The sequence below is a fragment of the Vibrio sp. 10N.261.45.E2 genome (assembly GCF_002875705.1).
In the GTDB taxonomy this organism is placed as follows: Bacteria; Pseudomonadota; Gammaproteobacteria; order Enterobacterales; family Vibrionaceae; genus Vibrio.
This window is the reverse complement of the sequence record NZ_MCZZ01000113.1, coordinates 144,367-165,181: the sequence shown is the minus strand read 5'-3', so window position 1 is coordinate 165,181 and position 20,815 is coordinate 144,367. Positions and strand designations below refer to the sequence as shown.

Annotated in this window: 20 protein-coding genes and 1 other RNA gene; 7 read left to right on the top strand and 14 right to left on the bottom strand. The window is 45.3% G+C overall.

From position 1 onward, the window contains the following. Window positions 1-87 precede the first annotated feature (87 nt). Window positions 88-527: RNase P RNA component class A (rnpB, locus tag BCT34_RS10250), an RNA gene on the bottom strand. Window positions 528-705: 178 nt separating this feature from the next. Beyond that, window positions 706-1,572, bottom strand: a complete 867-nt coding sequence (rsmI, locus tag BCT34_RS10245) for a 16S rRNA (cytidine(1402)-2'-O)-methyltransferase (protein WP_076651446.1) — start codon at window positions 1,570-1,572, stop codon at window positions 706-708. A 61-nt stretch (window positions 1,573-1,633) separates the two neighbouring features. Between rsmI and BCT34_RS10240 the strand changes: the two genes are divergently transcribed. The 4 genes from BCT34_RS10240 to BCT34_RS10225 are packed head-to-tail and all read left to right on the top strand — an operon-like array spanning window position 1,634 to window position 5,051. Beyond that, window positions 1,634-3,451, top strand: coding sequence for a penicillin-binding protein activator (locus tag BCT34_RS10240; RefSeq protein ID WP_076651447.1), 1,818 nt, complete (start codon window positions 1,634-1,636; stop codon window positions 3,449-3,451). Beyond that, complete coding sequence (locus BCT34_RS10235) at window positions 3,438-3,836, top strand: YraN family protein (RefSeq protein WP_076651448.1); 399 nt, start codon at window positions 3,438-3,440, stop codon at window positions 3,834-3,836. The genes BCT34_RS10240 and BCT34_RS10235 overlap by 14 nt, the downstream gene beginning before the upstream one ends. 2 nt (window positions 3,837-3,838) lie before the next feature. Continuing rightward, window positions 3,839-4,429, top strand: coding sequence for a phosphoheptose isomerase (locus BCT34_RS10230; protein WP_004729817.1), 591 nt, complete (start codon window positions 3,839-3,841; stop codon window positions 4,427-4,429). Window positions 4,430-4,445: 16 nt separating this feature from the next. Beyond that, complete coding sequence (locus BCT34_RS10225) at window positions 4,446-5,051, top strand: BON domain-containing protein (RefSeq protein WP_076651449.1); 606 nt, start codon at window positions 4,446-4,448, stop codon at window positions 5,049-5,051. Window positions 5,052-5,142: 91 nt separating this feature from the next. On the opposite strand, the gene sspB is transcribed toward BCT34_RS10225, so the two are convergent. The 8 genes from sspB to zapE form a co-directional block, all read right to left on the bottom strand. Further along, the gene (gene sspB, locus BCT34_RS10220) at window positions 5,143-5,637 is read right to left on the bottom strand and encodes a ClpXP protease specificity-enhancing factor (RefSeq protein ID WP_076651450.1); all 495 of its coding nucleotides are present in this window, start codon (window positions 5,635-5,637) and stop codon (window positions 5,143-5,145) included. A 6-nt stretch (window positions 5,638-5,643) separates the two neighbouring features. Continuing rightward, on the bottom strand, window positions 5,644-6,279 hold the full coding sequence (sspA, locus tag BCT34_RS10215) for a stringent starvation protein SspA (RefSeq protein ID WP_009848943.1): 636 nt from the start codon (window positions 6,277-6,279) through the stop codon (window positions 5,644-5,646). A 97-nt stretch (window positions 6,280-6,376) separates the two neighbouring features. After that, on the bottom strand, window positions 6,377-7,114 hold the full coding sequence (locus tag BCT34_RS10210) for a cytochrome c1 (RefSeq protein ID WP_048614931.1): 738 nt from the start codon (window positions 7,112-7,114) through the stop codon (window positions 6,377-6,379). Next, window positions 7,111-8,376: a cytochrome bc complex cytochrome b subunit gene (locus BCT34_RS10205; protein WP_017061435.1), complete on the bottom strand. Its 1,266-nt coding sequence runs from the start codon at window positions 8,374-8,376 to the stop codon at window positions 7,111-7,113. Before BCT34_RS10205 ends, BCT34_RS10210 begins: the two co-directional genes overlap by 4 nt. Then, window positions 8,376-8,966 carry a ubiquinol-cytochrome c reductase iron-sulfur subunit gene (gene petA, locus BCT34_RS10200; protein WP_017061434.1) on the bottom strand — a complete coding sequence of 197 codons (591 nt, stop codon included), beginning with the start codon at window positions 8,964-8,966 and terminating at the stop codon, window positions 8,376-8,378. The genes BCT34_RS10205 and petA overlap by 1 nt, the downstream gene beginning before the upstream one ends. Window positions 8,967-9,296: 330 nt before the next feature. After that, on the bottom strand, window positions 9,297-9,689 hold the full coding sequence (gene rpsI, locus BCT34_RS10195) for a 30S ribosomal protein S9 (protein WP_004740758.1): 393 nt from the start codon (window positions 9,687-9,689) through the stop codon (window positions 9,297-9,299). A 13-nt stretch (window positions 9,690-9,702) separates the two neighbouring features. Next, window positions 9,703-10,131, bottom strand: coding sequence for a 50S ribosomal protein L13 (gene rplM, locus BCT34_RS10190; protein WP_010434689.1), 429 nt, complete (start codon window positions 10,129-10,131; stop codon window positions 9,703-9,705). Between the two features lie 247 nt (window positions 10,132-10,378). Continuing rightward, the gene (gene zapE / locus BCT34_RS10185; protein WP_076651451.1) at window positions 10,379-11,482 is read right to left on the bottom strand and encodes a cell division protein ZapE; all 1,104 of its coding nucleotides are present in this window, start codon (window positions 11,480-11,482) and stop codon (window positions 10,379-10,381) included. A 219-nt stretch (window positions 11,483-11,701) separates the two neighbouring features. On the opposite strand from zapE, the gene zapG reads away from it, so the two are divergent. From zapG to degS, 3 genes are all read left to right on the top strand, one after another. After that, the gene (gene zapG / locus BCT34_RS10180; RefSeq protein WP_076651452.1) at window positions 11,702-12,157 is read left to right on the top strand and encodes a Z-ring associated protein ZapG; all 456 of its coding nucleotides are present in this window, start codon (window positions 11,702-11,704) and stop codon (window positions 12,155-12,157) included. Window positions 12,158-12,282: 125 nt separating this feature from the next. Beyond that, window positions 12,283-13,638 carry a DegQ family serine endoprotease gene (locus tag BCT34_RS10175; protein ID WP_076651453.1) on the top strand — a complete coding sequence of 452 codons (1,356 nt, stop codon included), beginning with the start codon at window positions 12,283-12,285 and terminating at the stop codon, window positions 13,636-13,638. 159 nt (window positions 13,639-13,797) lie between these two features. Next, window positions 13,798-14,862 carry an outer membrane-stress sensor serine endopeptidase DegS gene (degS, locus tag BCT34_RS10170; protein ID WP_076651454.1) on the top strand — a complete coding sequence of 355 codons (1,065 nt, stop codon included), beginning with the start codon at window positions 13,798-13,800 and terminating at the stop codon, window positions 14,860-14,862. A gap of 122 nt (window positions 14,863-14,984) precedes the next feature. Here degS and parC read toward each other — a convergent pair whose 3' ends face one another. From parC to cpdA, 4 genes are all read right to left on the bottom strand, one after another. After that, window positions 14,985-17,243 (bottom strand): DNA topoisomerase IV subunit A, encoded by a 2,259-nt coding sequence (gene parC, locus BCT34_RS10165; protein ID WP_076651455.1) that lies wholly within the window; start codon window positions 17,241-17,243, stop codon window positions 14,985-14,987. Between the two features lie 3 nt (window positions 17,244-17,246). Next, the gene (gene parE, locus BCT34_RS10160) at window positions 17,247-19,127 is read right to left on the bottom strand and encodes a DNA topoisomerase IV subunit B (protein WP_017061428.1); all 1,881 of its coding nucleotides are present in this window, start codon (window positions 19,125-19,127) and stop codon (window positions 17,247-17,249) included. A 239-nt stretch (window positions 19,128-19,366) separates the two neighbouring features. Further along, window positions 19,367-19,972, bottom strand: coding sequence for an esterase YqiA (gene yqiA / locus BCT34_RS10155; protein WP_076651456.1), 606 nt, complete (start codon window positions 19,970-19,972; stop codon window positions 19,367-19,369). A 15-nt stretch (window positions 19,973-19,987) separates the two neighbouring features. After that, a complete protein-coding gene (cpdA, locus tag BCT34_RS10150; RefSeq protein ID WP_076651457.1) occupies window positions 19,988-20,812 on the bottom strand; it encodes a 3',5'-cyclic-AMP phosphodiesterase in 825 nt (274 codons plus the stop codon). Window positions 20,813-20,815: the final 3 nt, after the last annotated feature.

The window sequence follows — 20,815 nt, the reverse complement described above, 5'->3', positions numbered from 1 at the left end:
AAGGATTCTAAGGAAATCTAAATAATTTACGTCAATATAAAGCAAAAAACCCATCACTACCGTTAAGTAATGATGGGTTCTTTATATAGGTGGAGTTGACACATACGCCGGGTTCTGTTCCGCTTGCGCGGCGGTAACCATTCGTCTAGGCCTGCAATCGCTCACAGGCTCAAGCAATCTACCCGCCCCCATACGCGAGCAACGCAATGTGAGGGCCTATTTGATCTTGCTCCGGGTGGAGTTTACCTTGCTACGAACTGTTGCCAGTCGCACGGTGCGCTCTTACCGCACCCTTTCAGCCTTACCTGTGCCCCTTCCGAAGAAATGAGGCCATCGGCGGTCTTCTCTCTGCTGCACTTGTCGTGGGCTCGCGCCCCCCAGACGTTATCTGGCACCCTGCTCTATGGAGCCCGGACGTTCCTCCCCTCTGCCAGTCTCCCGAAGGACTTCAACGTCAGTTTCCCGAAGGACCTCAACGTCAGTCTCCCGAAGGACATCAGCAAAGCAGCGATTACCCGTTCAACTCCGAGGGCGGATTGTATAGAGATTAGTGTGCAGTGTCTAGCGAGATCACAAATATGCTGCAAACCGTTAAGCAAGTGTGCGAATTTCACACAAATTCAAGACAAAAAAAGAGAAGTGACGGTATTACCCTCACTCCTCACAAGCTTTTCAAGACTGGTTAGCGACTCTATAAAGAAGTATCTAGTTGTCTAGATGCTCTAGGCCCCATTTGTATAAAGCGTTCTTTTTCAGATTGTAGATTTCTGCCGTCATCGCCGCCGCTTTTTTAAGAGGCAGTTCTTTGGTCAGAATACCTAGCGTGCGAGTCGCTTCGTCTGGCAGTTCGGTGCTCGCTTCTTCGCGGTGACCATGAATCAATAACACCATCTCACCACGCTTGCGGTTAGCGTCTTCTTCAATCCACTCAATCAACTCACCAAGAGGTAGACCTTGGATAGTTTCGAAGGTTTTGGTTAGCTCACGCGCCAACACAACCTCACGGTCAGGGCCAAGAATCTCTAGCATATCCTGCAGAGAGTCCGTAATACGGTGTGGTGATTCGTAGAAAATGCACGTGCGCTCTGCTTTTGCGATTTCTAAGAACTTATCTTTACGGCCTTTACTCTTCGGTGGCAAGAAGCCTTCAAAGCTGAAACGATCCGATGGTAAACCTGACGCACTTAACGCCGTAATCACTGCACAAGCACCAGGAAGTGGCACAACTCTCACACCCGCTTGACGACATTGTGATACAAGATGGTAACCTGGATCGCTGATTAAAGGTGTACCCGCATCAGAGACTAATGCGATAGACTGGCCTTCTAATAACTTTTCGACTAGAACTTGAGCTTTAGTTTGTTCATTATGATCATGTAAGGCGAACGTTCTGGTTGATATATTGAAGTGAGCAAGCAGCTTACCCGTGTGGCGTGTGTCTTCAGCTGCAATAACATCGACACTTGATAAAACTTCAATTGCTCTTTGAGTGATATCTCCCAAATTTCCGATTGGGGTTGGCACAATGTAGAGAGTTGGGCTCTCTGTGAGCAAGGTTTTGTTATCTGTCATTTGTTTACCATCACTTCAACGATTAATATAGATACAAATTTATACGGAATTTAAAGAACTCATGGCAACGATGAACCATAAGAGACTCAGTGTACCACGCTTACTAACTCCAATTGCATTAGCAATTACATTGGCGGCTTGTTCTTCAGGTCCTCAAGCACCAACAAGCGTTGATATTACACTAGATCCAGCGCAATCAACTGAAAGTTACATGATGCAGGCCGATAGTAGCAAAGGAAGTCTACAAAACGACTGGTTAATCATGGCGCTTAAGGCTTCTGTGCAAGCTGGAAAAACCGACCAAGCAACCCTGCTTATCAAACGCTTAGCAAAACAAGAGCTGAGCGAAGTTCAACAAGCGGAGTGGCAATTAGCTCGTTCTCAACTGCTGGTGAATAACTCACAGCCAGAACAAGCTTATAGCCAGCTAAACTTTCAACCTTGGTGGAAACTACCTAACGAGCAATGGAAAGATTATCACGAGCTACGCGCTAACATTTCTGAAATGCAAAGCGAGTACTTTGAAGCAAGCCGTGAGTTAGTTCTTTATTCAGAATTTCTAGATGCTGACGAAGAGCTTCAGCAACAAGCTGCTGACCGTATTTGGCAGAACCTGAATAGCTACTCACAATATGAGATTTTAGAACTTAAGACTTCTCCTACGGAAGACGTTCTTTCAGGTTGGTTACAGCTGGCGATTTACATGAAGACGCTGAACTCGAACCTTCCAAACCTACAGGAAACCCTGTCTGATTGGCTCGCAGAGAACCCTCAGCACCCAGCTGCTACTTACACACCGCAAGCAATCACCGACATCTTAGCGCTAGAGATCAGTAAGCCTACCAGCACAGCACTGCTGCTACCGCTAACGGGCAAGTACGGCAAACAGGCGCAACTTGTGCGTGACGGTTTCATCTTTGCGATGATGAATGACAAAGAACGCGAAGAAGATGCAACGCTGACGGTAATGGATACCAACGTGCAAAGTGCGGCTGAGATTAAAGCTACACTGGAAGAGAACAACGTTGATTTCATCGTTGGCCCGCTGATTAAGAGCAACATCACTAAGCTTCAACAAGCACAGAAAAACCACGTGAACTCGATTCCAGCTTTAGCTCTGAACATTCCAACGCAACTAGAACCTGATACCAATATTTGCTATCTCGCTCTATCGCCAGAGCAAGAAGTCGCTCAAGCTGCAAAATACCTATTTGCTCAAGGCTACAAGTACCCGCTTATCCTTGCGCCAAAAGGACGTTTAGGCGAGCGTGTTGAGCAAGCGTTTAAAGAAGAGTGGAAAAAGTACAGCAACAACGATGTGGCTATCAGCTTGTTCTCTGACAAACGTCAACTACAACGTAATGTAAATCAGGTATTTGGCTTACAAGAGAGCCAACAGCGTATCGCTCAAATGGATGGTTTACTGAACCTAGACCTGGAAACAGAGCCACGCAGTCGTCGCGATATCGATTCTGTCTACATTGTGGCTAAAAACTCAGAGCTAACGCTAATCAAACCCTTCATCGAAGTGGCGATTAACCCTGATGCTAGCCAACCAGCTCTTTTCTCAAACTCACGCAGCAACAGCGGTGATAAGCAGTATGAAGACCTAACTGGTGTGTTCTACAGCGACATCCCATTATTGGTTGAGAACAAAAACGAGCTTAACAAAGAACTAAACGACTTATGGCCTGCACATTCAAACGGTCAAAAACGTCTGCAAGCACTGGGAATGGATGCATACTACCTAATGGATGCACTGCCACAGATGAAAGCCGTGCAAGGTTACAGCATTCTAGGTGAAACGGGTGTGTTAACCATCGACAACAACTGTGTTGTTCAACGTGAAATCAGCTGGGCAGAGCATGGGGCTTTTTAGCCGAAAGTTCCTATCCAAACCAACCGTCACCCACAAGCAAGTGGGTGATAAATACGAGGCCGTGGCAAAATCTTATCTGATTAACCACGGTTTATCGTTAATAGAAGAAAACTTCATAGCAAAATGTGGCGAGATTGATCTTATAATGCGCCATAACAATACACTTGTGTTTGCCGAGGTAAAATACCGCAAGCAAACCCGCTACGGACATGCCGCTGAAATGGTGACTGCCAAGAAGTCACAGAAGCTGCTCAAAACAGCCAATATTTGGCTGATGCAGCAAGGCTTGTCGGTGCACTCTACAGATTTCAGGTTTGATATTGTTGCCATTGAAGGGCCGAATGACACTATCGACTGGATTCAAAACGCGATTACCCAAGGATAAACATGCTAGACAGCATTAAAGAAAGTTTCACAGAAAGTATTCAAATCCAAATTGCGGCTGCAGAAGCACTGCCTGACGCAATCACGCATGCCGCTCAAGCTATGGTTGCGACCTTGCTTAACGGAAACAAAATTCTTTGTTGTGGTAATGGTGGTTCGGCGTCGAATGCTCAGCAATTTGTATCGTGCCTACTCAACCGATTTGAAACAGAGCGCCCTAGCCTTCCAGCGATGGCTCTCACAGCAGACAACACCACGCTAACGGCTGTGGCTAACGACTACCACTACGAAGAGATTTTCTCTAAACAGGTACGTGCGTTTGGTCAGACTGGCGATATTCTGTTGGCTATCTCAACTAGCGGTAACAGCAAGAACATTATCAAGGCAATGGAAGCGGCGGTAACTCGCGACATGACAATCATCGCCTTTACCGGTAAAGATGGTGGCGAGATGGCAGGTCTGCTTGGTGAACACGATGTAGAAATTCGTATTCCTTCACACCGTACAGCGCGCATTCATGAAGTACACATGGTGACGCTACACTGCCTATGTGACCTAATCGATCAAGTACTCTTCCCTGCTCACGAAGAGTGATATACGGAGCATCACAATGAAATCATTAACCTCTATAAGGCTGTTTAAGCTGATTAGTGTTTCGCTACTTACACTGTCTCTGTCTGGTTGTGCTGGCATTTTCATTGCTGGTGCAGCAACCACTGCAAATCTGGTCACTGATACGCGAACCACCAAAGAGATTTGGAACGACAACAATATTGAATTTGAAGTTGCAGCTATCACTAATAAACAGCCATACCGAGGTAGCGTGCGTGTCACTGCAAGTTCTTACCGCGGCTCTGTGGTGTTAATGGGCCAAGCAACAACAGATGCTGAACGTCGTGCTTTTGAGAGCCAAGCCAAAGAAGTAGCCGGTGTCGAAAGCATACACAACCAGATTCGAGTGAAAGAGCCATTATCAGTTAGCGCGATTAGCAAAGACAGCTGGATTACGACTAAGGTGAAGTCAGCTCTGCTTGCTAATGCTGAGCTTAACGGCATCAAAGTAAAAGTGATTACTGAGGACTCAGAAGTATTCCTGCTTGGGCTGGTCACTCGAGAGCACGCGGATATCGCAACAGAAGTTGCGCGTAACATCTCCGGCGTAAAACAGGTCATTCGAGCGTTTGAATATGGCGAAGAAGAGACGGCCGTTAACTAGCCTCAAGCCAGTCAATTAAATGCTATTTAGCAGAAAAGAAAAAGCAGCGACGAATCGCTGCTTTTTTATTTGATTCGTTATTTAACTAACGTTATTTGATAACACGAAGGCTTGGGCGACCTTTCGCTGGACGAGGTGGTTCAGGATCTGAGTCAGGCTCTTCAGCATCTACATCTGCCGTTGCTACGCTCAAAGATGGGCCTTTTTCTGGTTCTTCAAAAGGACTTTCTTCAATCCCTTCTTCAAATGTTTCCATGTATGCCTCTTCAGGTTCAAACATGGTACCAGCACCATTTTCACGAGCATAAATCGCTTGTACTGCGTAAAGCGGAACGATCACAGAGTGTGGACGACCACTAAAGCGAGCACTAAACGTCACAGCTTCGTTACCCAGTTCAAGTTGTCCAACCGCACGAGGCGCGATGTTCAGAATGATCTGACCATCTTGAACAAACTCTTCTGGAACTCGCACACCCGGCAATGTTGCTTCAACAACAAGGTGTGGAGTTAGTTCGTTATCAACCAGCCATTCATAAAATGCACGAAGCATGTATGGTCGGCGTGGAGTCATATTAGAAATATCCATAAACGCTTAGCGAACGAGTCGCATCTCACGCTCAGCTTCAGTTAGAGAAGCTAGGAATGAATCACGTTCGAATACGCGGTTCATGTAAATCTTAAGCTCTTTAGAACCAGGACCAATTAGTTCGATACCAAGCTCAGGTAAACGCCATAGTAGCGGAGCTAAGTAACAATCAATTAGGCTAAACTCTTCGCTCATGAAGTATTCATATTCAGCGAAGATAGGAGCAAGAGTCAGTAGGTCGTTGCGCAGTTTAACGCGAGCTGCTTCAGATTCTTCAGCATTGCCTTTAACGATCTTCTCTGCAACTGAATACCAGTTACGCTCAATGCGGTACATCATTAGACGACTGTTACCACGAGCAACCGGGTATACAGGCATCAATGGTGGATGAGGGAAACGCTCATCTAGGTATTCCATGATGATCTTTGAGTCATATAGAGCAAGCTCACGATCAACAAGAGTAGGTACTGATTTGTACGGGTTCAGTTCAACAAGCTCTGCTGGTAGATTTTTTTCATCAACCAACTCAACTTCAACACTTACGCCTTTTTCAGCAAGAACGATGCGCACCTGATGGCTATACATATCAGAAGCACTTGAGAAAAGAGTCATTACAGAACGTTTATTGGCAGCTACAGCCATGGAGCCCTCCAGTACACTTTAAATAAAAACAATGGAGGCCTAAAGCCTCCATTGAACATTAACATAATTTGGGAATTAGCACGGTATTATAGCACAATTAGTGCACATCACGCCAATACTCTTTCTTCAGCAAAATCACAATGATAGTGAAGATTACTAAGAAGGCCATTACCCACCAACCCATAGCGTGACGCTCAAGTTGAACAGGGTCGCCCGAGTATACTAAGAAGTTTACTAGGTCACGAACCGCTTCGTCGTATTCACCAGCACTTAATTCACCAGAGCCATCAGTCTCAGTACCAACAACAACCGTCACTTCCTCACCATCTACCATATGCGTATCGTAGATTGGAGTTGGGATACCTTGCAGCTCTTCAAGAACGTGCGGCATACCAACGCTTGGGAAAACAATGTTGTTCACGCCAAATGGACGTGACGGGTCTTCATAGAAAGTACGAAGGTAAGTGTACAGCCAGTCTGCGCCACGAACACGAGCAACCAGTGTTAGGTCTGGTGGCGGAGCACCAAACCAACTTGCCGCTTGATCCGAAGGCATAGCATTAACCATTAGATCACCAATTTTCGCTTCAGGGTCGAAAATCAGGTTTTCCTTCATAAGATCAACAGGAATCTCTAAATCATTCGCAACACGTTCATAGCGCTGGTACTGCGTTGAGTGACAAGCGAAACAGTAGTTCATGAACATCTTAGCGCCATTTTGCAATGAGGCTTTATCTGTTAAATCATTGTTCGCTTTGTCTAATGGTACGTTTGCACCCGCTGCCATTGCCAGTGACGGCAACATAGCAAATAAAATTACAATCCACTTTTTCATTTGAATGTCACCCTTTCTGGTAATGGTTTCGTCGCTTCATTTTTACTGTAGAACCACAGTAGAACGAAGAACATGAAATAACCTAAGCTAAAGATTTGAGCCAGTAGCGTGTATGTTGGCGTTGCTGGAAGCGCACCAAGTACACCAAGCGCAATAAAGCTTATTGTGAATTGGATGATGTTAATCAAATGCAGTTTGCTACGGTAACGGTAAGAACGCACTTTACAACGGTCGAACCATGGCAGTAGGAATAGCACAACAATCGATGCGCCCATTGCTACAACACCTAGCAACTTATCAGGAACCGCACGTAGAATTGCGTAAAACGGCGTGAAGTACCATACCGGAGCGATGTGCTCAGGTGTTTTCAGCGGGTTAGCAGCTTCAAAGTTTGGCGGCTCAAGGAAGAATCCACCCATCTCAGGGTTAAAGAACAGCACATAACAGAAGAAGAATAGGAAACCAGCAACACCAACCATATCTTTCACTGTCCCGTATGGGTGGAAAGGAATAGAGTCAATGATGTCGTATTTCTTAGTGTAATCCTTATGGAATGGGAACTGAGTTTTGTAGTCGTCGCCCATTGTACCTTTAGGAAGTTTCGTCTCGATACCATCTGGGTTGTTCGAACCCACTTCGTGCAGTGCTAGTACGTGAAGAACGATAAGCAGCAGAAGTACGATTGGTAGAGCAATAACATGCAGTGCGAAGAAACGGTTCAGCGTTGCACCAGAGATGATGTAGTCACCACGGATCCAAAGCGTTAGGTCATCACCAATAACAGGGATCGCACCAAACAGAGAAATGATTACCTGAGCACCCCAGTAAGACATTTGACCCCATGGTAATAGGTAACCCATGAAAGCCTCAGCCATAAGCACTAGGAAGATCAACATACCGAAGATCCAAAGTAACTCACGAGGTTTTTGGTAAGAACCGTAAATTAAGCCACGGAACATATGCAGGTAGATAACAACGAAGAATGCCGAAGCACCTGTTGAGTGCATGTAACGTAGTAGCCAACCGTATTCCACATCACGCATGATATATTCAACAGAAGCAAATGCACCCTCACCAGACGGTACGTAGTTCATTGTTAGCCAAATACCCGTAAGGATTTGGTTAACCAGTACCAACATTGCCAAAGAACCGAAGAGGTACCAAAAGTTAAAGTTCTTAGGCATTGGGTATTCAGATAAATGCTTTTTGTAAGCATTCATCGCGGGTAGACGTTTCTCTACCCAATCAAGCAATCCTTGCATTACGCGTCTCCCTCATCCACACCGATCATGATCTTAGTGTCACTCAAATACATATGCTTTGGTACAACAAGGTTCAATGGAGCTGGTACGCCTTGGAATACTCGACCTGCCATATCAAACTTTGAACCATGACAAGGACAGAAGAAACCAGACTTAACACCCTGAACTTGTTCTGCAAAAGAATCCGGTAGGTAAGTTGGAGAACAACCTAAGTGCGTACAGAAACCAACAGCAACGAAGAATTCCGGCTTAATTGAACGGAATTCGTTCTGTGCGTATTCAGGTTGTTGTTCAGCTTCAGATTGAGGGTCACGAAGTTGACCACCGATAGACTTTAGATTCTCTAGTACCGACTCAGCACGGCGTACAACCCATACAGGTTTACCTTGCCACTCGACACGAACCATTTGTCCCGGTTCTAACTTGCTGACTTCCACTTCCACCGGCGCGCCCGCAGCTTTCGCCTTGGCACTCGGATTCCATGATTTAATAAAAGGCACGGCTACAGCAGCTGCTCCTAAACCACCAACAACGGCTGTTGTTGCGGTTAAGAAACGCCTGCGACCGTTATTTAAAGGCGCGTTGCTCATCCAAACATTCTCCCATTTGCTCCTTATGGATTGAAATAATTCCGACTAAAGAGCATGGCTAACAAAATATGTATTTAGTTCTATTTATTGACGGCAAATGATAAATAAAACCCTACTTTTTGACAAGATAAAGCTACCTTTTTGTAACAATCATGAGGCAAAGCGCACATTGGGTTACAAAAGCTTTCAAAATATAAGAATTTGGAAATAAAACGAGGGAGGGAAAGCGTTTAGAGGGGGTATAAAAACAAAAAGCCCGGCATATAGCCGAGCTTTGAACCACAATTCCAGTCGTAAAACTGGGAGCGTGTACTTTTTCGTAAAGAAAAATTAACGCTTAGAGAATTGAGGTTTACGACGTGCTTTACGTAGACCAACTTTCTTACGTTCAACGCAACGAGCGTCACGAGTAACGTAACCAGCTGCACGTAGAGCAGGACGTAGAGTTTCATCGTACTCCATAAGAGCGCGAGTGATACCGTGGCGGATTGCGCCAGCTTGACCAGAAATACCACCACCAGAAACAGTGATGTAAAGGTCAAGTTTCTCAGTTAGTTCAACTAGCTCAAGAGGTTGCTTAACAACCATACGAGAAGTTGGACGACCGAAGTAAACATCAAGGCTACGCTTGTTGATTACGATCTCACCAGAGCCTGGTTTGATGAAAACACGAGCTGCTGAGCTTTTGCGACGACCAGTGCCGTAGTATTGATTCTCTGCCATTTTCATAATCCCCTTAGATGTCTAGTACTTGTGGCTGTTGAGCAACATGGTTGTGCTCAGTACCAGCGTACACTTTAAGCTTACGGTACATCGCGCGGCCTAGAGGACCACGTGGAAGCATACCTTTAACTGCTAGTTCTAGAACCATTTCTGGTTTCTTAGCAATTAGCTTTTCAAAAGTGATAGTTTTAAGACCACCTGGGAACTCAGAGTGACGGTAGTAAACCTTACCCTTAGCTTTGTTACCAGTTACAGCAACTTTCTCAGCGTTAACAACGATGATGTAATCACCAGTGTCTACGTGAGGAGTGTATTCTGCTTTGTGCTTGCCGCGTAGGCGAGAAGCGATTTCACTTGCTAGACGGCCAAGAGTTTTGCCTTCAGCGTCTACAACATACCAGTCGCGTTTTACAGTTTCTGGTTTAGCAACGAAAGTTTTCATGCTAATAATTACCTATTTAAAAAATTTACACTTAAGGAATACTCGCGTATTCCCACTGTCTAAGAGTTACCATTCATCACCCCTTCGAGTGTTGGAAAACTCTTGGCATAACGTGATTTTACTCATCGCTAGAGGCCCGCAGTAACGGTAGGTCGCAGGATTATAGAGAAGAGCGAAGAAAAAATCACCTCTTTTTGAACAAAATCACGATTTTTTTAATTCTATTTCTTATTCGAGATAATCAAAGCTAACTTAAGTGTTCTTTTGCTAAATACTCATGGCTCTGCATTTCAATTAAACGCGACTGACAACGTTTAAATTCAAACTCTAACTGCCCATGGGTGTATAGCTTTTCTAACTCCACTTCCGCTGAAATAATCAGTTTCACATTACGCTCATAGAACTCATCAACTAACGCAATGAAGCGCCTTGCAGCGTCATCGGAAGTCGCCCCCATTTGCAGCACATCAGCCAATAGAACCGTGTGATAAACCCGAGACAACTCAATATAGTCGTTCTGGCTACGAGCCGACTGACAAAGCTGAGCAAAAGTACCATGCAGAACCCCATCACTCGCTTCGACTACATCTAATTGACGGTGATTAACCTCAATCTGCTTAAGTTTCTCTTTATCTTCGCCAACGAGCTGAGCGTAATACTTTTCGAGATTGATATTCGCTTGGTTATCTAGCGGGTAATGATAAATTTCCGCCTGTTCTAGGGTGCGCAGACGATAATCAATGCCACTATCAACATTAAGAATATGACAGTTGTCTTGAATGAGCTTAATAGCTGGTAAGAAACGCGCTCGCTGCAACCCGTTGCGATACAGGTCCGCAGGTGGAATATTAGAAGTCGCGACCAAGATAACGTTGCGAGCGAATAACTCTTGAAACAAAGTTCCTAGGATCATCGCATCGGTGATGTCTGAAACAAAGAACTCATCGAAACAGATAATGTCCGCTTCTTCTTTCAACTTATCTGCGACTAAAGGCAATGGATCGCTAACATTACCTAGTGCCTTCAACTCATCATGCACTCGATACATAAAGCGGTGAAAGTGAACGCGCATTTTTTTAGTGGTCGGCAAGGCATCATAGAACGTATCCATTAAGTACGTTTTACCTCGCCCAACACCGCCCCAAAAATAGAGACCTTTGGGTGGCTGTGGCAGTTCTGGCTTCTTGCCCAGTAATTTCTGGAATCGAGTCAGTTGAGGAATGGGCGTATTCATGTAATCTTGGAATTGATGAAAGAGTTCATCTAAAGATTTAACGGCTTGCTCTTGTGCTGGATCTCTTTGAAATCCATGTTCTTTTATATCTTGTTCGTATTTTTGGATGGGATTCATGACGACATTTCCACAATGAAAGCGATATCAGACAGCAAATAAAAATAAGCCAAAATAGTACGAGAAATAACGTAACGTGGTGAATAATGCAGCATCAAACTGCTAACTAGCGCACACGCATTTCTCTTTATACTGCGGCTTTCTCATAGTAACATGGAGCCGTAGCACGTGTAACTAAGCAGTAACAAACATGTTAAAAAACAATAATAAGGAGCTGTTATGCCTTGGATGTATGCCGTTGCCGGTTTACTAGTCGGAGTTATTTTAGGGGTCGCTATTTCTCGTCTCATGACACCTGAATATAAAAAACAAAAGAACGTACAGAAAGAATTAGATAGCGCAAAGTTTGCCCTTGAACAGCAGCGACAAGAGCTGGCTGATCACTTTGCGAAATCAGCAGAAATGTTGGACACGCTAGGTAAGGACTACACAAAACTGTACCAACACATGGAAAAAACGAGCTCGGAGCTGATCCCTAACCTGCCAGAGCAAGATAACCCATTTGTGAAAACAGCCGCTGCCCATTCGGACAAACCACAAGAGAAGTCTTCAACAAAAGAGGCGACACTTGAGGAACAACCAAAAGATTACGCCAATGGCGCAACGGGTTTATTTACCGAGCAGAAAAAAGAAATCATTGATGCGCCCGATGTCGTGACAGCAAAAGCATCATAAACATTTAACACTCTGTGAACTTTACAAAGGTTTTTGAGTCATAACTTTCACTCAGGTCATTTGAAACTTCTCATACTTATTATGCGTATAAGAAGGTTAAGACCTTAACTAGAGAGGAGTTTATGATGAAAAAACCTTTGCTTGCTTTATCAGTACTGACTTTAAGCTTAAGTTCAATCATCACCCCCATTCAAGCGACTGCCGCACTGCCATTCAGTGTGGGTAATGAACAATTACCAAGCCTTGCCCCTATGCTTGAACAAGTAACCCCTGCTGTGGTTAGTATTGCCGTAGAAGGCAAACAGGTACAACGTCAGCAAATCCCTGAACAATTTCAATTCTTTTTTGGTCCAGAACAAACACGAGAGCGCCCATTCCGCGGGCTAGGCTCTGGTGTCATTATTGACGCCAAGAAAGGCCACATCGTAACTAACTACCATGTCATCAATGGTGCGGACGATATCAAAGTAAAACTGCATGATGGTCGAGAATACGATGCCGAGCTTATCGGCGGTGACCAAATGTCTGATATCGCACTGTTAAAATTGGAAGAAGCCAAGAACCTTACCCAAATAAAGGTCGCAGATTCAGACAAGTTAAGAGTCGGCGATTTTAGTGTCGCGATTGGTAACCCATTCGGGCTTGGTCAAACCGTCACATCCGGGATTGTTTCAGCTCTCGGCCGTAGCGGTCTGAATCTAGAAAACTTTGAAAACTTCATTCAAACCGATGCAGCAATCAACAGCGGCAACTCCGGCGGTGCATTAGTAAACCTAAACGGTGAGCTGATTGGTATCAACACTGCCATTCTTGGCCCTAACGGAGGTAATGTCGGTATCGGCTTTGCAATCCCATCCAATATGATGACAAACCTAACAGAACAAATTCTCGATTTCGGTGAAGTAAAACGCGGCATGCTTGGCGTTCAAGGCGGAGAAGTAACCTCTGAATTAGCAGAAGCTCTCGGTTACGAATCAAGTAAGGGGGCGTTTGTTAGCCAAATTGTCCCTGATAGCGCAGCAGATAAAGCAGGGCTGAAAGCGGGCGATATCATTGTCTCTATTAATGGTAAACGCATTGACACCTTTAGCGAGTTAAGAGCTAAAGTCGCAACACTCGGCGCAGGAAAACAAATAGAGTTGGGCGTGGTTCGCGACGGAAACAACAAGACCTTTGACGTGACACTTGGTGAATCCACCAATAACAAAACACAAGCTGAGAAGCTCCACGAAGGACTCGCCGGCGCAGAGTTAACCAACACAACCGAGAGTGACTCTGCAACGGGCGTTAAAGTATCGAGTGTTGCTCAAGGCTCGCCAGCAGAAGCCTATCAGCTCCTGGAAGGTGACATTATCATCGGGGTAAACCGTCAGCCAGTTAAGAACCTTGCGGAGTTTAGAGAGATTCTTGAAAAACAACCTGGTGTGTTGGCGCTTAATATCCAGCGAGGCGACAGAACTATCTATCTTGTGATCCGATAGTCTTACGTCAACGCAATTACAGGGAGGCTCAGTAAGTTTGCTTTAAACTTACTCAGTCTCCCTTTTCTTTAGATCAATCAAAATGCTATGCTTCACAAGTAACTCAAACTAGTCACCCATGCGTGGAGGCTCAATACCTTACCTGTCGAAGAGGGAAACATGCTGTCCTTTCTATTTCGTTCTATTTCCCTTGGACTCGTTTCAGCGACGCTTATTCTTCTCGCCTTTCCAAGCTTAAGGCCAGCGATTGTCGCAGATGTGACTAATCCCAAAGTCGATAATATTGGCTCTCTCCAGATTTCATTTAATCAAGCTGTACGCCGCGCGGCACCTGCTGTGGTTAATATTTATAGCCGTAAATACGCAGAAAGTGATCGCAACAAGCTGCTGACTCAAGGCTTGGGCTCAGGGGTGATTGTCAGCGAAAAAGGCTACATCATTACCAACTTCCACGTTGTCGCCCAAGCAGACCAAATTGTTGTGGCACTTCAAGATGGCCGAGTAGCCGCAGCGCAACTTGTCGGTTCAGACAAACGCACCGATATCGCGATACTTAGAGTCAGCGGTGATAACCTACCGGTGATCCCACTCAATCCTAATTACAAAGCCAATGTCGGTGATGTGGTGTTGGCTATCGGCAACCCATACAACCTAGGTCAAACCACAACCTTTGGTATCATCTCAGCAACCGGTCGTTCTTCGATCAGTGCCGATGGACACCAAGCCTTTATCCAAACCGATGCAGCAATCAATGAGGGCAACTCAGGTGGCGCGTTGGTTAACTCACAGGGTGAGCTAGTCGGTATCAATACCGCCTCTTTCCAACAAGCTACCGACATGGAAACCTATGGGATCTCATTCGCTATCCCCTATCCGCTTGCTAATAAAATCATGGAGAAGATCATCGCCGATGGCCGTGTAATTCGTGGTTATATCGGTATCGATGGACAAGACATCAACTCTGTCACCTCACGCATGTTGGGTACTAAAAATATCGGAGGTATTGTTGTGTTAGGTATCGATCCAAATGGCCCCGCTGCGGATGCCGGTTTTGAAGCTCAAGACATTATTGTCAGTATCAATAATAACCAGGTAAATGGACGACAGAGTGTAATGGATATCGTTACCGATCTACGACCGGGTACTGTTATCGATGTTGGTATCTTACGCCAAGGTGAAAACAAGACCCTTAAGGTGACCATCGCCGAAGACACACGCTTGTAGCTTATCTACGTATTTGGGTTGCTTGCATCAAGTTAGCGGCCACACACAGTTAAAGTGCCAGATACAAAAAACCCAGCTCACAAGCTGGGTTTTCTTTTATCCGAAAATGATATCAAATGTCTTTACGATTCACTTGGCTCTTCGATATCGATGCGCGTCACTCGTTGTAACCCTCTTGGTAGTAAACCACCACGACGACCACGTTCACCTCGGAAGTTTTCAAGGTCCGCAGGTTTCAAGCCGAGCTTACGTTTACCCGCGTAGATAGTCAGCGTCGCATTCTCTGGGATAGCCATCAGATGTGAGACAAACTCTTCACGCTCTTTAGCTTTCGCAGAAGGTATGTTGATTATCTTGTTACCCTTACCTTTGCTCAGCTGAGGTAGGTCTTTAATCGGGAACAACAACATACGCCCTTGGTTAGTAATCGCCAGAATCTGGTTACTATCTAAATCAGCAATCGGACTTGGCATCATCACTTCAGAAGCTTGTGGTAAGTTAACTAACGCTTTACCGCTCTTGTTCTTAGACAGTAGATCGCTACCCTTACAAACAAAGCCATAACCCGCATCAGAACCCACTAACCATAATTGTTCATTCTCTCCCATCACCACTTGGCGAATAGAAGTACCCGGGCTGACGTTCAAGCGGCCTGTAATTGGCTCACCTTGGCTTCGCGCCGAAGGTAGTGAATGCGACTCAAGCGAGTAGCTTCGGCCATCACTGCCAAGGAACACCGCTTGTTGGTTACTCTTACCCTTAGCGCTCGCTAAGAACTTATCACCAGACTTGTAGTTCAAACCTTCAGCATCAACGTCATGCCCTTTAGCATGACGAATCCAGCCTTTCTCAGACAATACAACTGTGATTGGTTCACTAGGTACTAAGTCACGTTCTGTTAGTGCTTTCGCTTCAGCACGTTCAATTAGAGGTGAACGACGATCATCGCCATATTTATCAGCATCGGCTTGGATTTCTTTCTTGATCAACGTATTCAAGCGACGCTCTGAACCGAGTAGTTTTTCAAGCTTCTCACGTTCCGCTTCAAGCTCTTCTTGCTCAGCTCGGATTTTAAACTCTTCTAGCTTAGCTAAGTTACGAAGTTTAATATCAAGAATTGCATTGGCTTGAATTTCAGAAATGTTGAAACGGCTCATCAATACAGGAGCTGGTTCATCTTCTGTACGAATGATCTCAATCACTTCATCGATATTAAGGTAAGCAGCAAGCAAACCTTCTAAGATGTGCAAACGTGCCAGAACTTTATCTAAGCGGTACTGCAAACGACGACGAACGGTTGTACGGCGGAACTCAATCCACTCTTTCAGGATTTGAACTAAGCCTTTAACTTGAGGACGGTTATCTAAACCAATCATGTTCAAGTTAACACGGAAGTTTTTCTCAAGATCTGTCGATGCGAACAAGTGACTCATCAATTGGTCACAGTCGATACGATTTGAACGAGGAACAACAACGATACGCGTTGGGTTCTCGTGATCCGATTCATCACGCAAGTCGTCAACCATTGGCAGTTTTTTAGCGCGCATCTGGTTAGCAATTTGCTCAAGTAACTTCGCACCTGACACCTGATGAGGCAGAGCCGTGATAACAATATCAGAGCCTTCTTTATGCCAAACTGCGCGCATCTTGATGCTGCCACGTCCAGTACGGTAGATCTTTTCGATATCCGACTTCGGAGAGATAATTTCAGCTTCCGTCGGGTAATCGGGACCTTGAATGAAACCCATCACGTCTGAAAGCTCAGACTTAGGCGCATCAATGAGCTGAATGGCTGCCTTAGCGACTTCACGCACGTTGTGTGGCGGAATATCGGTTGCCATACCTACCGCGATACCAGTAATACCGTTAAGTAGAATATGAGGCAGACGAGCAGGTAACATTTGAGGCTCTTTCATCGTGCCATCAAAGTTTGGTTGCCAATCAACTGTGCCTTGACCTAATTCACCGAGAAGAACTTCCGCGAATTTAGACAGTTTCGCTTCGGTATAACGCATTGCAGCGAACGATTTCGGGTCATCCGGAGCACCCCAGTTACCTTGACCATCGACCAATGGGTAGCGGTAAGAGAAAGGCTGCGCCATCAATACCATCGCTTCGTAACAAGCAGAGTCACCGTGTGGGTGATACTTACCTAATACGTCACCAACAGTACGTGCTGATTTTTTGTATTTCGATGCAGCCGATAAGCCCAGTTCAGACATTGCGTAGATAATACGACGCTGTACTGGCTTCAAGCCATCACCGATATACGGCAATGCACGATCCATGATCACGTACATTGAGTAATTTAAGTAGGCATCTTCGGTGAACTTGCGCATTGGCAGCTGTTCAACGCCATCATATGTAATTTCGTTAGACATCCATTATACCTCGGCCATATCACCGTTAGTCTGTAGCCATGTACGGCGATCATCTGCACGTTTCTTACCAAGCAGCATGTCCATCATCTCATTGGTCGCTTCGCTGTCATCAATCGTTAACTGAACAAGGCGACGAGTGTTTGGATCCATAGTCGTTTCACGCAACTGAAGTGGGTTCATCTCACCCAGACCTTTGAATCGTTGCACGTTGATCTTGGCTTTCTTCTGCGATAGTCGCTCAAGCACACCGTCTTTCTCTGCGTCATCGAGTGCGTAGAACACTTCTTTGCCGCAATCGATACGATACAAAGGAGGCATTGCCACATAGATATGACCCGCTTCAACCAAGGCATGGAAATGGCGAGTAAACAATGCACATAACAGTGTCGCGATATGAAGACCATCCGAGTCCGCATCGGCAAGGATACAGATCTTACCGTAACGCAAGCCTGATAAATCATCGTTGTCCGGGTCAATACCCAGAGCCACCGAGATGTCGTGCACTTCTTGCGAAGCCAAAACTTGGTCTGCTGACACTTCCCATGTATTTAGAATCTTACCTCGAAGTGGCATCACCGCTTGGAACTCACGATCACGAGCTTGCTTAGCAGAACCACCCGCCGAGTCCCCTTCCACGAAGAAGATTTCGGTACGGCTTAAATCTTGAACCGAACAATCCGTCAGTTTACCCGGCAATGCAGGGCCTGAAGCGATTTTCTTACGCACAACCTTCTTGCTTGCGCGCATACGGCGGTGGGCATTCGCAATACAAGCTTCTGCCAACTGTTCTGCCAGTTGTGGTTTTTCGTTCAACCACAAGCTAAACGCATCTTTTACTACACCAGAAACAAACGCGGCGGTTTGACGAGAAGACAAGCGCTCTTTTGTTTGACCAGCAAACTGCGGATCTTGCATCTTCACCGACAGTACGTATGAACAACGATCGAAGATATCGTCGCCCGTTAGCTTCACGCCACGCGGCAGAAGATTACGGAATTCACAGAACTCACGCATTGCATCAAGCAGACCTTGGCGAAGACCGTTTACGTGTGTACCACCTTGTTTAGTTGGTACTAAGTTCACGTAACTCTCGGTGATCATATCACCGCCTTCTGGCTGCCAGATGATCGCCCAGTTTGCCATTTCTGTTTCAGCAACGAATTCGCCAACATACGGTTCTTCAGGCAGTAAGGTGTAACCTTTCACGCCTTCGGCAAGGTAGTCTTTTAGACCATCTTCGTAGAACCATTTGTGCTCTTCACCGCCCACTTTGTCGATAAAGGTAATTTCTAAACCAGGGCAAAGCACTGCTTTCGCACGTAGGTTGTTAATCAGACGAAGTGTCGAGAATTTAGGGCTATCGAAGTACTTAGGATCAGGCCAAAAATGTACTGATGTACCACTGTTACGATGACCACAAGTACCTGTTACAGTCAGTTCTGTTACTGCATGACCGCCTTCAAGTGCGATCTCGTGAACCTGACCTTCTCGGCGCACGGTTACTTCAACACGTTTTGACAGCGCGTTTACAACCGAGATACCTACACCGTGCAGACCACCAGAGAACTTATAGTTGTTGTTCGAGAATTTACCGCCAGAGTGGAGCTTCGTTAAGATCAGCTCAACACCTGAGATCCCTTTTTCAGGGTGAATATCGACAGGCATACCACGGCCGTCATCGGTAACTTCTAACGATTGGTCTGCATGAAGTACCACTTTGATCTTCTTAGCGTGTCCCGCTAGTGCTTCATCGACCGAGTTATCAATGACTTCTTGGGCAAGGTGGTTAGGTCTTTCTGTCTCGGTATACATCCCCGGGCGGTGTCGCACAGGATCGAGACCTTCAAGTACCTCGAGGTCTTTTGCATTATATTGTTCAGTCATAATACGGAGTTTACTCAAAAAGTTTGCGTCAGTTCGCTGGCTCCAGTTTCACTAAAGCAGAATCATTACTATGAACCGTCATAGTAGAGCGAACGAGCGAAGTATTGGGGAATATAGTCTGGAAGCTGAGTAATGATGTCAAGCTAGTTCAAAAACTAAGACATCAAACTATGATATTTCACCATTGATAGATGAAATAACAGACAAACAAGAGAAAATCACTTGATTAGTGAAACAGATTAAAGATTTAGAAAGGTGATGATTTGTTGTGGGTAGCGTTCAAAATCAACAAAGCTATGATCCCCGCCCTCTTCTACTGTCTGTGTTGCACCTTGGTACTTCTCTACCGCTTGTTGGTAATCCAGAACTTCATCTTCCGTTTGCTGAAGTAACCAGAAGTCGCTCGGCTTAGCGATAGCCGAAACCTCTAACGCCTTCAGTTCATCAATATGTTTTGCTTCCAGTACATATCGTTCATCTGTGTATGGGTTTACTTGTTCACCTAAATAGTCAGCAAGAAGCTCATACGGCTTCACTGCTGGGTTTACAACCACCGCTTTAAAACCATAGTGGCTATTCAGCCATGTTGAAAGATAGCCACCCAATGAGCTACCAACCAACGCTATCTGATATTGCTCTTTATATTGCTCCACTAACTGCTGTAAATGAAGAGCAGCTTGCTGAGGGAAACTTGGCAGTTGAGGAGTAACGACTTTAATATCGGCGCGATGCTCCGCACAGTAATCTGCCATCACATTCGCTTTATGAGAACGAGATGAGCTGTTAAACCCGTGAATATAGAGAAGCAGAGAGGGTTTAGTCGCTTGCTGATTAGAGCTAGACATCAATAACAACCTTCATTAATAACCAGCGGCTTCAAAATCAGGCAAGAACTGCCCATCAGGCAAACGACGAACTTGGGTGCTGACCGTGCCATCTTGATGTAATTCGATCTCTCTCCAGCCCGGAGATAAAGTATCGACCGCGAAGTCATCTGAGTTAGGTTTGAATTGCACACAAGTCGACGGAGTTGCCATGACTTGTACACCATGATGATCTCGGTTCATGTCTTGATGAACGTGACCACATAGTACTGCTTTTACATTATTGTGCTGTTGAACCACATCCCAAAATTGGTCAGCGTCTTTTAGGTTATGTTGATCCAACCATGCACTGCCGACCAACAACGGATGATGGTGCAATAGAACCAAGGTATTACGTTCAGGGAATTCCGCCAGCTTTTGTTCTAATAAATCAAGTTGTTGATCACTGAGGCGACCATGAGGTACACCAACCACTTGCGAGTCCAGCATCACCATCTGCCAGTTATCGCCTAGCAAAACATGTTCAACACACTGTATTTGTGGTGATGGCAAAACACTGCCCATATTAGGTTTGAAGTCATGATTCCCTGGCAGCCAATAGCAAGGCTTTTCCAGAGGTTGAATACCTGACTCAAATTTCTGGTACGACTCAGCACTGTGATCTTGAGAGATATCACCAGTAGCTAAAATCGCTTGATAGTCAAAACCCTGACTAACAATGCCATCGACTACAGCACGAAAGCTATCTTGAGTGTTGATGCTTAATAAGCTGCCATTGCTCGGCGCAAACAAATGCGTGTCCGTTAGCTGTACAAGCTTAATAGTGCTCTCATCAAATTTTGAAGTGTGTGATAATTCCAAAAT

Coding starts and splice junctions, on each gene's coding strand:
- rsmI (WP_076651446.1), bottom strand. CDS start 1,572: ATGACAGATAACAAAACCTTGCTCACAGAGAGCCCAACTCTCTACATT.
- BCT34_RS10240 (WP_076651447.1), top strand. CDS start 1,634: ATGGCAACGATGAACCATAAGAGACTCAGTGTACCACGCTTACTAACT.
- BCT34_RS10235 (WP_076651448.1), top strand. CDS start 3,438: ATGGGGCTTTTTAGCCGAAAGTTCCTATCCAAACCAACCGTCACCCAC.
- BCT34_RS10230 (WP_004729817.1), top strand. CDS start 3,839: ATGCTAGACAGCATTAAAGAAAGTTTCACAGAAAGTATTCAAATCCAA.
- BCT34_RS10225 (WP_076651449.1), top strand. CDS start 4,446: ATGAAATCATTAACCTCTATAAGGCTGTTTAAGCTGATTAGTGTTTCG.
- sspB (WP_076651450.1), bottom strand. CDS start 5,637: ATGGATATTTCTAATATGACTCCACGCCGACCATACATGCTTCGTGCA.
- sspA (WP_009848943.1), bottom strand. CDS start 6,279: ATGGCTGTAGCTGCCAATAAACGTTCTGTAATGACTCTTTTCTCAAGT.
- BCT34_RS10210 (WP_048614931.1), bottom strand. CDS start 7,114: ATGAAAAAGTGGATTGTAATTTTATTTGCTATGTTGCCGTCACTGGCA.
- BCT34_RS10205 (WP_017061435.1), bottom strand. CDS start 8,376: ATGCAAGGATTGCTTGATTGGGTAGAGAAACGTCTACCCGCGATGAAT.
- petA (WP_017061434.1), bottom strand. CDS start 8,966: ATGAGCAACGCGCCTTTAAATAACGGTCGCAGGCGTTTCTTAACCGCA.
- rpsI (WP_004740758.1), bottom strand. CDS start 9,689: ATGGCAGAGAATCAATACTACGGCACTGGTCGTCGCAAAAGCTCAGCA.
- rplM (WP_010434689.1), bottom strand. CDS start 10,131: ATGAAAACTTTCGTTGCTAAACCAGAAACTGTAAAACGCGACTGGTAT.
- zapE (WP_076651451.1), bottom strand. CDS start 11,482: ATGAATCCCATCCAAAAATACGAACAAGATATAAAAGAACATGGATTT.
- zapG (WP_076651452.1), top strand. CDS start 11,702: ATGCCTTGGATGTATGCCGTTGCCGGTTTACTAGTCGGAGTTATTTTA.
- BCT34_RS10175 (WP_076651453.1), top strand. CDS start 12,283: ATGAAAAAACCTTTGCTTGCTTTATCAGTACTGACTTTAAGCTTAAGT.
- degS (WP_076651454.1), top strand. CDS start 13,798: ATGCTGTCCTTTCTATTTCGTTCTATTTCCCTTGGACTCGTTTCAGCG.
- parC (WP_076651455.1), bottom strand. CDS start 17,243: ATGTCTAACGAAATTACATATGATGGCGTTGAACAGCTGCCAATGCGC.
- parE (WP_017061428.1), bottom strand. CDS start 19,127: ATGACTGAACAATATAATGCAAAAGACCTCGAGGTACTTGAAGGTCTC.
- yqiA (WP_076651456.1), bottom strand. CDS start 19,972: ATGTCTAGCTCTAATCAGCAAGCGACTAAACCCTCTCTGCTTCTCTAT.